The sequence below is a fragment of the Candidatus Tisiphia endosymbiont of Micropterix aruncella genome, assembly GCF_965178575.1.
In the GTDB taxonomy this organism is placed as follows: Bacteria; Pseudomonadota; Alphaproteobacteria; order Rickettsiales; family Rickettsiaceae; genus Tisiphia.
The window spans coordinates 1,124,177-1,135,739 of the sequence record NZ_OZ238268.1; the positions used below are offsets into that span (position 1 = coordinate 1,124,177).

Here is an 11,563-nt window from a genome sequence, read left to right on the forward strand (position 1 = left end):
AGAAATCTATTCCCTCATTTCACCCTGAATATATAAATCATGAGCTATCTGATAAAAACTAATAGCTTCTTCTACTAAGTTAGGAATATTTTCAGTCTCTATTTTATCTTTACCAACTAATTTATAAGTTTTTGGTTTCTCCTGTGGTCGTAAGATAACTAAGTGATGCTCTTTCATAAAACCAAGCAATTGATAAGTGCTGATAAAAGCTCTGTTTGCCGGCATGCTTAATATATCTTGACCGAAGAACTTACTATTATACGAGAAATTTAATAATCCAAAAATAGTAGGAGCAATGTCAATTTGACTGGCTAAACTATCAATTATCTGTGGTTTTAATATATTAGGAGCATATATTAATAGAGGTATATGATATTTGTTAATAGGCAAATCAGTTTTACCAGCACTTGATGCACAATGATCAGCAGTAATAACAAAGATAGTATTATTAAACCAAGGGCGAGTTTTTGCTAATTCAAGAAACTTACCAATAGCATAGTCAGTGTATTTAACAGCTGCATTACGTCCACTACCAGATGGCAAATCAATTCTACCTTCGGTGAAAGTATAAGGACGATGGTTAGAGACAGTCATAATTAATGAGAAGAAGGGTTTGCCTTCCTTATGACTTTGATCGGCTAACTCTAGTGATTTTATTAGTATATCCTCATCAGCTACTCCCCAAATATTGGAGAAACTTATTTCATTTGATTTCAGATTACCTCGATCAACTATATTATAACCATTACCATGAAAATAATTTGCAAAATTATCGAAGTAACTATAGCCACCAAATATGAAGTTAATAACATAACCTTCATTCTTAAAAATAGTACCTATATTAAATAGCGATTGGTTATCAGGCCTACGAATAATGGAAGAACCAGGAGTTGGTGGTACTGATAAAGTAATAGCTTCCAAACCTCTTACTGTTCTAGTTCCTACTGCATATAGATTGGTAAAAAATATGCTTTCATCAGCTAATCTATCTAAATTTGGAGTAATATTTTGTTGATTGCCAAATTTACCCATGAATTCGCTACTCAGACTCTCGACAGTAATAAAAATAATATTATATTTTTTATTATTAGAAGAATTAGCTCTGATATTTCGTTCTATAGTAGCATCGTTTAAAAATATTTGTTTATCTTTCGATAAATTGGAGTGGACAATATCTAAAGCCCGCTTTTTATCAATTACTGGATAAAAACTATTATAGTCCAAGCTATTATTAAAATAGGCAGAGCAGAACTCATATGGACCGTTTTTAGCAAGCTCGATAGCATATTTATTATAATTAAAAGCAATTTTATTAGGGTTATAAAAATTAAAAGCAAGTAGGCTAAACAAAAATAGCATTATCACACAAAAAATATGTTTCTTGCCATTTAGAGTACTTGCTTGATCAATTATGTATGTTCTCAAGAAAAAAACAATCAGTAGTGTAATAATTATAATGCCTAGTAATATTTCTATATAGGGCAAAGACTCTTTTACAGTACCAATGATTTCATGAGTATAAATTAGATAATCTACAGCAATAAAATTAAATCTAACGCCGAACTCATCCCAAAAAGTAATCTCTGCGATGGCAATAAATATTAGTAGTGCAATAGTACAAAAATAAGCGATAAAAGAGCAGCTTACATACAAAAATTTATACCGACCCAATAACTTGTAGAAGCCAATGATAACAAGCGACATTACTGGTAAAAAATAACAAAGAGATATTAGATCATTGAATGTACCAATAACAAAAGTTGATACTAGATCAGATATGGTTATTTGTTGTTGCCATAAAGCATATGAGCTTAATAGAATACGAGTAATAAACTGAAATATTAGGTAAATTCTAACAATAGGAAAATGTAGTAGTGTTTTTATCATATATATCTAAATTAACGTCATTGCGAGGAGGTCCTAAGGTCGACGAAGCAATCCAAGAAAAATCGGTTAAACAATATCTTCATATAAGTCATGCCATCCTGGATTCATTATCTCAATTAATTGTAACTTTTTAGCTCTGCTTCTAGCTTTAATTTGTTTTTCTCTAACAATAGCAGTATTCATTGTATCTAAGGTTTTATAAAAGACTAAATATTATACAATTATACCGTGAAGTAAAACCTTTGAGCATCGAATTCATGTTATTAGAGGTAGTGAAATTTCAACCAATAAACCACCTAGAATTTTACTATCCTGCAAGGATATTGTTCCATTATGATCAATGATTATTTCTTTAGTAATAGCAAGACCAAGTCCAACATTACCTGAATTATTAAGTGGGCGTGACTTATCTGAACGATAAAATGCTTTAAACACTAATAATTTCTCTGCATCCTTTATGCCAATACCGTTATCTTCAATTTTTATTATTACGTTAGTAGAGGTAGAGCATACAGTAATTTTTATTTTTGTAGAATATTTTATAGCATTACTTATTACGTTAGATATTGCACGTTCAAAGTTGATAGGCTTGATTTGTGCTGTTATCTGCTTTGTTGCAAGCAGCTCAATATTGGCAACAGGCCATTTATTTATGATAGTAGACAGCCAAGAAGATAATTCAATTATTTGAGCTTCTTCACCATTTTCACCCTTAGCAAAGTCAAGGTATGATTTTATCATTTGTTGCATGGTAAGTATATCTTCCTTAAGACCTTCTGTTTCCTCAGATTCTTTCATTAACTCCAGTTGTAACTTCATTCTAGTTAGGGGAGTACATAAGTCATGCGAAATCTGTGCCAGCATTCTAGTTCTTTTAGAAATTTGTTGTTCAATTCGTTCTTTCATTTTCAGAAAAGCAATACCAGCCTTTTTGATTTCTTTTGCACCAGAAGGTTTAAATGTTGGTAATCTTGTGATTCCTTGTCCGAATTGATCAGCAGCATCTGCAAGAGTTAAAATAGAGTTAATTTGCTTTTTAGAGAAGATTAAGGAGACAGAAAGTAGTAAAATAGTTAAGAAGATTAACCATAGAACAAAAATGTAAGCAGTTGGATTCATCAATAATTTTGCGGGGAAAGTTATTTTTAGTAAACCATCGGTTAATTGGAATAATACTTCAATTCTTTTTGAATCATTAATCTTTACTATATTTTTCTTATTAATTTTTACGTTAATAATATTTTTAAAAATCTCTAATTCTTCACTAATTCTAGGTTGTTTGCGTGGCAAGTTTAATTCTTGATGAAACTGATACGACAAATTTAAATAATTTGTTTCTGTTGTGTTTTTTTCTAATAGATTATTGTCGTCTTGTTCAAGAAGGGAAATAATCTCATTAGCAATAATATTGCTAGTATAGTAAGAGACATTATACCAGTGACGATCATAGAACAAAAACACTGCTAGAATTTGTCCTATTAATGTTGGAACAATAATGATGAGAACAAATCTAGCCAGTAAAGTTTGTGGTATAAGTTTATGTATAGATAGCATAACCGCTATTCCGAATGGTTTTTAGATATTTTGGTTCTTTAGGGTCATCTTCAATCTTACTTCTTATTCTGACAATTTGTACGTCGATAGAGCGAGGGCTAAGTCCTCCCATTATTTTTGACAACTCATCACGTTTCATTTCTTGTCCATTATGTTTTAATAATACTTCTAGCAATTTTTGTTCTGTAGAACTCAATTGTACAAGTTGATTATTTTTTATAAATTCCTTTGATTCTAAATTATAATAATTATTGCCTAATCGCTTGATTTTATCTTGTTTTTTATAATTATTATAGCTATTTAATAGGTTATTAATCCTGAGTAATAATTCTTTCGGTTCGAAAGGTTTGGTTAGATAATCAGATGCACCGGATTCTAATCCCTTGATACGATCACTTGGTTGTGATAGTGCAGTTAGCATAACAATTGGTATAAGGTTTTTACTTGATCTTATAGTATGGGCAAAATCAAGCCCTGTAACATTCGGCAACATAACGTCTAGAATAATTAAGTCATAAATAGAGGATTTTAATAGTTCCTCAGCTTCTTGGACAGAAGCTGCTGTTGATACTAAAAAGTCGTTTTTATACAAAAACTGTTTTAAAAGTTTTTGTATTCGAGTATCATCATCGACTACAAGAATGTGAGGCTTAGGGCTTTGCATAAATAAAGTTTCGGTATTTGAGGTTATACTAACTGAATAATGGAAGGTTGACAATGATAATAACACAAGAAAATATAATTGTAGAAGAGCGGCCTAGAAACCTTAAACAATTATCAGGTTATATTTGGATTAACGGTAATTTTATTGCTTGGCAGGAAGCTAAAGTAGATGTTCTTACTCATAGTTTACATTATTCTGGTGGAGTTTTTGAAGGAGAAAAAGCCTACGATGGAAAAATTTTTAAATTAGAAGAACATACGCAGCGTTTGATAGAATCGGCACAAACTTTAGCTATGGAAATGCCATATAGTTTTGAAGACATTATAAAAGCCCATCACTTACTTATAGAAAAAAATAATATTAAAGATGCGTATGTTCGTCCTTTAATTTGGTATGGTAGTGAATCTCTTAATCTAACTAATGTAAATTTATCAGTTAATTTATTAATTGCTGCTATTCCATCAACTCCTAGACCTTCTGATGCTTTAAGTTTGCATATTGCACGTTGGCGGAAATGTCATCCAAACTCGCTGCCGCCGCAGTGTAAATCGTCAGGACATTACAATATGATGATAGTATGCCAAAAAGAAGCTAAGTCTTTGGGTTATGATGATGCAATTCTATTAGATTGGCGAGGATTTATTGCTGAATGTACTACTACAAATATCTTTTTTGTTAAAGGAGAGCAATTATTTACACCGATAGCTGATAGTTTTTTAAATGGCATAACGCGTCAAACAGTTATAAAACTTGCTAAAGAGTTAAATCTTGAGGTTAAGGAAGAGTACATAACTCTAGATAGGTTAGGGGAGTTTAATGAATGTTTTATGACTGGTACAGCTGCAGAAGTTAAGGGGATTAAATCGATTAACCGTGGTGATCAAAATATTATCTTTGAAGATAGTAAAATTACTAATTTGTTAAAAAAAGAATATAATAGCTTAGTGCGTAGGTAAATAGTGATATAATGGAACTGATGCAAGATGAACAATAATATATTTAAAGGGCTTATTACAGCCATTATAACCCCTTTTAAGGATAATAAATTAGATTTTGTCTCTTTGGAGAAAATACTTAACTATCAAATTGATAATAAAGTTGATGGAGTAGTGATTGCTGGTTCTACTGGTGAGGGGTCTAGCTTAAGTTTACAGGAATATCAATCTTTGTTAGAAATGGCTGTAGAAATTACTAAAAACCGTACCCAAGTAATAGCAGGTTGCTGTGCTATTACTACCAGTATAGCCATAGATATGATAAAAATATGTACAAAAATTCCTGTTGATGGGCTTATGTGTAGTATTCCTTCTTACGTAAAACCTATGCAAGAAGGAATTTATTTACATTTTGAAGCTATACATAATGTAAGTAATTTGCCCATAATGCTGTATTCAGTACCTAGTAGAACTGTGGTTGACTTTTCATATGATACGATAGTTAGGCTCAGTAAACTACCACGTATTGTAGCTTTTAAAGATGCAGGTACTGATTTAGAACGTCCTTTGAGAATTAAGGATGCTGTAAGCAAAGATTTTAACTTATTGTGTGGTAATGATGGAATAGCTTTATCTTATAATGTTCACTCGGGAGTAGGGTGCGTTTCTGTTGCCTCTAATATAGCACCTAGTTTGTGCAAGAAATTACAGGATAATTGTTATGCTGGTAATTATAAAGAAGCTCTGCGAATAGAGCAGCAATTACTACCCTTATATAAAGCATTATTTGTAGAAACAAACCCAATACCAGTAAAATATGCTGCTGCAAGATTGGGATTATGTGCTAATGAGTTAAGGCTTCCTTTAACTTCAGTTAGCAAAGCTACTGAGGAGAAAATAAATAAAGCTATGGACTATGTCGGAATATAAGAAAATAATAGCACAAAATAAAAAAGCATATTTCAATTACTTTATTGAAGAAAAAATTGAAGCTGGCATAATATTAACCGGGAGTGAAGTTAAATCGCTGCGTCAAGGAAAAGCTAGTATAGAAGATAGTCATGCAGAAAATTCGGCAAATGAAGTGTTTTTATATAATTGCCATATTGCGGAATATGACAAAGCTAACAGATTTAATCATTCGACTAGAAGGACACGTAAGTTGCTTCTTAATTCTAGTGAAATAAAGAAAATAATTGGTAAAATTCGCCTAAAAGGCTACACTCTTGTTGCTCTTTCTTTATATTTCAATAAAAAAAATAAAGTAAAAGTTGAGTTAGGCATAGCAAAAGGTAAAAAATTACATGATAAAAGACAGTCTATTAAAGAACAAGATTGGAAGAGGGATCAGGGGCGGATTATGCGTGCGAAATAGGGTGAAAATAATACATCGTATGTTTACAAATGGCAAGATGTAAGAAAAGTTTTTGAGAATATCAAAGTTTATTACCCAGTTCTTTGGGAGACTTACCAAAAACTAGCACAGTACCTTGGCTTCTTAGAGACTAAAGCACCCATTATACTTCCATATAAACAAATAGGTAAAGTTAATGACAATAACTCCTGACTACATAATTGAAAGAAAGCAAAATAAATTAAAATTAAGGTTGTGGAAGTTAGCAACAATTTTAATGTTTATAGTTTTAATTGTTGTGATGATTAAGAAATTTGATTTGACAAGTTCTGAATATGTAACTACTAATAGTAACTATATAGCTACAGTTTCAATAGAAGATATAATTTTTGAGGACACAAAACGTGATAAAAGATTGGAGAAAATCATTGATGATGATAAGATTAATGCTCTAATTGTCAATGTCAATTCTCCTGGTGGAACTGTGGTTGGATCAGAGAAAATTTACAATATACTCAGAAAAATATCAGCAAAAAAACCGGTAGTGATTGTTATGGGTACATTGGCAGCGAGTGGAGGATATTTGATATCATTAGGAGGGGATTACATAATTAGTCATAATGGAACGATTACTGGCTCAATTGGTGTGATTTTCCAAACTCTAGAAGTCACAGATTTAGCAAAGACACTAGGTATTACCTTCAATAATTTTAAATCAGGGGAATTAAAAGCCGCTCCTAATCCTACTGAAAAAGTTACAGAAGCTGTTCGTCAGGCTATAATGTCTAATGTACAGGATACTTATGATTATTTTATTGAACTCGTTGCTTTAAGAAGGGGATTAGCAATTGAAGAAGTTAAAAAAATAGCTGATGGTCGGATATATTCTGGTCGCCAAGCTTTGAAACTAAAACTTGTTGATGCTGTGGGTTCTGAGGATGATGCGATTAAATGGTTACAGGAAGTCAAAAAAATTGATAAAGATTTGAAGGTAAAAGAATTTAAAATAAAACCGAAATCAAAATTTCTTGAAATTATTATGGAGGATTTTGATAGTGTTTTACCAAGTTTTTTTAAAAATAAATTTCAAGGGATAAAGGCAGTTTTTTAATTTATGGCAAGAAAGTCTGATTTAGTGGATAAAATATCTAAGGAACTTAATTATCTTTCTAAGGAAGATATAAAAGATTCTATAGATTTGGTATTTGATTATTTACAGTCTAGCCTCGCTGAGCAAAATCGTATTGAAATTAGGGGCTTCGGTAGCTTCTCAATTAGGGAGCGCAAATTTCCCAATAGTGAGCAGTCATATAAAACTGTCTATTATCGTGGACATCGCTAGGTTTTTGGAAGAGGAAGGGAATAATTATATACTTTAGCCTCAGTTTGATGTAATAAATATAGTAGGCTCAAGTAATCATCGCCATTAGGGGTGATGTTGATGACATCGAGCGTGCAGAGAATAATAATTATTCTTACATCGATACTCGAGGTTATATTAAAGCCAATTCGGGATAAGAATTAGTTAATTCTTATCCCGAATTGGGGTTACTTCCTAGCCTTTGCTGATTTACCAGTATAAACTATATTTTGGTAATTAAGTTTGATAGCGGTAAATAAAGCTGCGTGATCGTTTCCTACATTAACAATAATTTTTACGATTTGGGGAAATTCTTCAATTAGTTTTTTAAAAATATAATCCCACACTAGCATACCGTAATATCTCGTGCTACCACTTTTGTTAGTTAAAATAACCGGATCATGGAATTTGGATAAGAACTCTCGTGCATCGCTTAAGTTTTCTATTGTGTAAGTTATTGGATTTGGCATATTTTTTGACTTTTTACTTACTCAAATTAGTAAATCAAACCTCAGTTCGATGTAACAAGTTAATACTAGACCCAGTATCATCTCTATTGTGGGGGATGTCACCCATAACTGTCGAAAGTTCGAAGAGGAAGGGGTTTTAAATAGGGTAACGTCATTGCGAGGAAGACCGTAGGTCGACGAAGCAATCCAAAAAAGTAACCATAAGTGGATTGCTTCGTCGGCTTACGCCTTCTCGCAATGACAGCGGTTATAAGCCGACAACTTTTAAACTGTCATTATGACTTCTAAAACCGCTTCCTCTTCTAACTTTCGACAGCTGTGGATGTCACCCCTGCGTAGGCAGGGGTCTAAAGAAGTAGCAAGGATTAAGTGCTTAAACATTTTTAGATATCTGCCTTCGCAGGGATGACATCGAGCGTGCAGAGAATAATAATTATTCTTACATCGATAGTTGAGGTTAAATTAAAATCAAAAGCTCTTTTGAATCTAAACATATACTGCTATAATTTCAAGAGTGGGTAGACGATAGTATAACTTCAAGAAGAGCTAGCAGCAGTAAAGTCGAGCTAGCTGTGCGTTGATATCTTTAGGGTACGATGACCTTAATTCTTGGAGTTCTACCTGAGTATATACTCAAATCTAATTCAAACAACTAATATATCCATGACTTTAGAAGAATTTCGCCATAAATATAATTATGATCAATCAACAAAGATGATGCAACAATATTTAGACATCAAATTTGCTAATCTTGATTGTCTTCTATTATTTAGGATGGGTGATTTTTATGAAATGTTTTTTGATGATGCAATTCTTGCCAGCCAAGTTTTAGGTATTGCTCTTACCAAAAGAGGGTCTAATGGAGACTCTGAGATTGCTATGTGTGGTGTCCCCCATCATGCTCTTGAAACATATTTAAATAAATTAATTGAAGAAAATTACAAAGTTGCTATTTGTGATCAACTAGAAACACCGGAAGAGGCAAAGAAACGCGGTGGCTATAAAGCTGTAGTAAATAGGGATGTAACGCGTATTATCACCCCAGGTACTATTACCGAGGAATCTTTAATTTCGTCATGCGAACCTAATTATTTGGCAAGCTTAGTTTTGCTAAAAAACAGGGCGTCAATTTGTTATGTTGATCTTTCCACTTCAGAAATTTCAGTTATAGAAATTCCGCAGGATGAGATTCTAAATGAACTATCACGTCTTAAGCCTAAAGAGATTTTACTTAGCGAAAATTTACAGGGAGAGCAATTAGCTAGTAGTATTCAGCACCAATTACATTTCCGTGTCTCGTATCAAGTTGATAGTTTTTTTGCTCCTAAAAAATGCCATAAAATTATTTTAGATTTTTATAAAATCAATGATCTAAAAGCCATAGGGGAAATATCTGAATGTCAAATAAGTAGTATTGGTAGTATCTTAGAGTATTTATCTTTAACGCAAAAGCAAAATATACCTTCGCTACCTTTGCCCTTGTTGGTCAATTACCATAATTTTATGATTATTGATTCGGCAACTAGGCGGAATTTGGAAATTACTAATAATTTATTAGGAAAAACCAAGGGTAGTATGCTGGCCACTATTGATCACACAGTTACTAAGGCTGGTAGTCGTTTACTATATCACTTTTTATCTACACCACTAATAGATATTGATGAAATAAATTATCGACAAAATATCACAGAATTTTTTTATTCAAATATTGAACTAGTAGGAAATATTAAAAAGCTACTCAAAAAAACTGGGGATTTAGAACGTTGCTTGGCTAGAATTACCATGAATCGTGGCTGCGGACGAGATCTGCTAAATATTAAATATACGTTAAATGCTGCACTGGAAATAAAAGGAGAGTTTATTTCCCATTATGGGCTAAATTTACTAGATTATATAGAGAACTTAATTAAACCACTATCCGGAGATGAACAGTTATATTCCTTAATAGATCAAGCAATTAGAGAGGATGCACCTAATACTATCAATGAAGGTGGGATAATAAATCATCATTATCATCCTAAAATACAAGAATTATATGACTTAATTAACAATGGCAAAGCACATGTAGAAAAATTAAAAAATGTATATCGCCTTGATACTGGCATCGACACCCTAAAAATATCGCATAATAATGTCCTTGGGTTATTTATTGAAGTTACCCTAAGACATAGTGATAAGATGTACGAATCAAAATTTATTCACCGACAAACAACTGCTAATGCTAGTCGCTATACTACTATTGAATTACAAAAGTTAGAAAGCGATATGGTTAATAGCAGGAGTTTAGCGGTTAGTCTTGAACTAGAATTATATAATAAAATATGCCAGCAAGTTATTGATAAAGCTATATTCTTACGATTACTTAGCTGTTCCTTGAGTCAGCTTGATGTATTTTGTAATTTTGCTTATATTGCTGATGAATATAATTATGTCAAGCCTACCTTAAGCAATGATTTGAGCTTTGAGATTATTGAAGGGCGTCACCCAGTCGTTGAGCAAAGTTTATCAAATGATAAAAAAAGCTTTATTCACAATAACTGTACTTTATCGGAAGCTAATAGAATTTGGTTAATTACTGGACCTAATATGTCAGGTAAAAGTACTTTTTTACGACAAAATGCCCTAATAGCCATATTAGCTCAAATTGGTAGTTTTGTGCCGGCTAAAAGTGCCAAAATAGGTATTGTAGACAAGATATTTAGTAGGATAGGAGCAGGGGACGATTTACAAGCAGGTCAATCGACTTTTATGGTAGAAATGCTTGAAACATCAGCTATTTTAGCACAATCTACTAAAAATTCTTTAGTCATATTAGATGAGGTTGGTCGCGGAACTTCCACCTATGATGGTGTATCAATTGCTTGGTCAGTGCTTGAATATATTCATGATAATCTCAAATGTAGGTGTTTATTTGCTACGCATTATCATGAATTAACCAGTATGAGTAATTTTTTGCCAGCCTTGCAAAATTATACGGTGGCTATTGAGGAATTAGGAAAAGAAATATTATTTTTGCATAATATTATTGAAGGGGCGGCTGATAAATCTTATGGAATTCATGTAGCCTACTTAGCGGGGCTACCAAAATCTGTTATAATTAGGGCGAACGACATTTTAACAAAACTAGAAAAAACCGCAACGTACAAAAATAAGAATATATTAAATACCGAATCAAACAATTTAAGTTTATTTAACTTACCAGTAGAGAGCAAAAAAGAGATAAAATTCAATAAGTTAGAAGAAGAAATTAATAAAATCGATCCCGATCAACTTTCCCCTAAACAAGCCTTGGAGTTGGTTTATAAATTAAAGGAACTAATTTTTTAAATAGGGTTACCT

Annotated in this window: 11 protein-coding genes; 6 read left to right on the forward strand and 5 right to left on the reverse strand. The window is 32.3% G+C overall.

Features of this window, described 5'->3' with window-relative positions; translation table 11 throughout:
• Window positions 1–6: 6 nt before the first annotated feature.
• The 4 genes from ACN1AG_RS05590 to ACN1AG_RS05605 all read right to left on the reverse strand — a co-directional run bounded on the left by ACN1AG_RS05590 (window position 7) and on the right by ACN1AG_RS05605 (window position 4,105).
• A complete protein-coding gene (locus tag ACN1AG_RS05590; protein ID WP_417904639.1) occupies window positions 7–1,887 on the reverse strand; it encodes an LTA synthase family protein in 1,881 nt (626 codons plus the stop codon).
• A gap of 66 nt (window positions 1,888–1,953) precedes the next feature.
• Complete coding sequence (locus ACN1AG_RS05595; protein ID WP_417904640.1) at window positions 1,954–2,070, reverse strand: nuclease; 117 nt, start codon at window positions 2,068–2,070, stop codon at window positions 1,954–1,956.
• A 72-nt stretch (window positions 2,071–2,142) separates the two neighbouring features.
• Complete coding sequence (locus ACN1AG_RS05600) at window positions 2,143–3,441, reverse strand: ATP-binding protein (protein ID WP_341753637.1); 1,299 nt, start codon at window positions 3,439–3,441, stop codon at window positions 2,143–2,145.
• On the reverse strand, window positions 3,425–4,105 hold the full coding sequence (locus tag ACN1AG_RS05605; protein WP_341758210.1) for a response regulator transcription factor: 681 nt from the start codon (window positions 4,103–4,105) through the stop codon (window positions 3,425–3,427). The genes ACN1AG_RS05600 and ACN1AG_RS05605 overlap by 17 nt, the downstream gene beginning before the upstream one ends.
• Before the next feature lie 53 nt (window positions 4,106–4,158).
• Here ACN1AG_RS05605 and ACN1AG_RS05610 point away from each other — a divergent pair, with 53 nt between their 5' ends.
• The 5 genes from ACN1AG_RS05610 to ACN1AG_RS05630 all read left to right on the forward strand — a co-directional run bounded on the left by ACN1AG_RS05610 (window position 4,159) and on the right by ACN1AG_RS05630 (window position 7,736).
• Entirely contained in the window at window positions 4,159–5,061 is a 903-nt protein-coding gene (locus ACN1AG_RS05610; RefSeq protein WP_417904641.1) for a branched-chain amino acid transaminase, read from the forward strand.
• 27 nt (window positions 5,062–5,088) lie between these two features.
• On the forward strand, window positions 5,089–5,970 hold the full coding sequence (gene dapA / locus ACN1AG_RS05615) for a 4-hydroxy-tetrahydrodipicolinate synthase (RefSeq protein ID WP_417904642.1): 882 nt from the start codon (window positions 5,089–5,091) through the stop codon (window positions 5,968–5,970).
• Window positions 5,957–6,415 (forward strand): SsrA-binding protein SmpB, encoded by a 459-nt coding sequence (gene smpB, locus ACN1AG_RS05620; RefSeq protein WP_341758213.1) that lies wholly within the window; start codon window positions 5,957–5,959, stop codon window positions 6,413–6,415. Before dapA ends, smpB begins: the two co-directional genes overlap by 14 nt.
• A 175-nt stretch (window positions 6,416–6,590) precedes the next feature.
• Window positions 6,591–7,505, forward strand: a complete 915-nt coding sequence (gene sppA / locus ACN1AG_RS05625; protein ID WP_417904643.1) for a signal peptide peptidase SppA — start codon at window positions 6,591–6,593, stop codon at window positions 7,503–7,505.
• A 3-nt stretch (window positions 7,506–7,508) separates the two neighbouring features.
• Window positions 7,509–7,736, forward strand: coding sequence for an HU family DNA-binding protein (locus ACN1AG_RS05630; protein WP_341753631.1), 228 nt, complete (start codon window positions 7,509–7,511; stop codon window positions 7,734–7,736).
• A gap of 206 nt (window positions 7,737–7,942) precedes the next feature.
• Here the strand turns inward: ACN1AG_RS05630 and ACN1AG_RS05635 are convergent, their stop codons facing one another.
• Window positions 7,943–8,224, reverse strand: coding sequence for a hypothetical protein (locus ACN1AG_RS05635; RefSeq protein WP_417904644.1), 282 nt, complete (start codon window positions 8,222–8,224; stop codon window positions 7,943–7,945).
• Between the two features lie 663 nt (window positions 8,225–8,887).
• Between ACN1AG_RS05635 and mutS the strand changes: the two genes are divergently transcribed.
• On the forward strand, window positions 8,888–11,551 hold the full coding sequence (gene mutS / locus ACN1AG_RS05640) for a DNA mismatch repair protein MutS (RefSeq protein WP_417904645.1): 2,664 nt from the start codon (window positions 8,888–8,890) through the stop codon (window positions 11,549–11,551).
• Window positions 11,552–11,563 lie beyond the last annotated feature (12 nt).

Coding starts and splice junctions, on each gene's coding strand:
- sppA (WP_417904643.1), top strand. CDS start 6,591: ATGACAATAACTCCTGACTACATAATTGAAAGAAAGCAAAATAAATTA.
- ACN1AG_RS05605 (WP_341758210.1), bottom strand. CDS start 4,105: ATGCAAAGCCCTAAGCCTCACATTCTTGTAGTCGATGATGATACTCGA.
- dapA (WP_417904642.1), top strand. CDS start 5,089: ATGAACAATAATATATTTAAAGGGCTTATTACAGCCATTATAACCCCT.
- mutS (WP_417904645.1), top strand. CDS start 8,888: ATGACTTTAGAAGAATTTCGCCATAAATATAATTATGATCAATCAACA.
- ACN1AG_RS05595 (WP_417904640.1), bottom strand. CDS start 2,070: ATGAATACTGCTATTGTTAGAGAAAAACAAATTAAAGCTAGAAGCAGA.
- smpB (WP_341758213.1), top strand. CDS start 5,957: ATGTCGGAATATAAGAAAATAATAGCACAAAATAAAAAAGCATATTTC.
- ACN1AG_RS05600 (WP_341753637.1), bottom strand. CDS start 3,441: ATGCTATCTATACATAAACTTATACCACAAACTTTACTGGCTAGATTT.
- ACN1AG_RS05630 (WP_341753631.1), top strand. CDS start 7,509: ATGGCAAGAAAGTCTGATTTAGTGGATAAAATATCTAAGGAACTTAAT.
- ACN1AG_RS05635 (WP_417904644.1), bottom strand. CDS start 8,224: ATGCCAAATCCAATAACTTACACAATAGAAAACTTAAGCGATGCACGA.
- ACN1AG_RS05610 (WP_417904641.1), top strand. CDS start 4,159: ATGATAATAACACAAGAAAATATAATTGTAGAAGAGCGGCCTAGAAAC.
- ACN1AG_RS05590 (WP_417904639.1), bottom strand. CDS start 1,887: ATGATAAAAACACTACTACATTTTCCTATTGTTAGAATTTACCTAATA.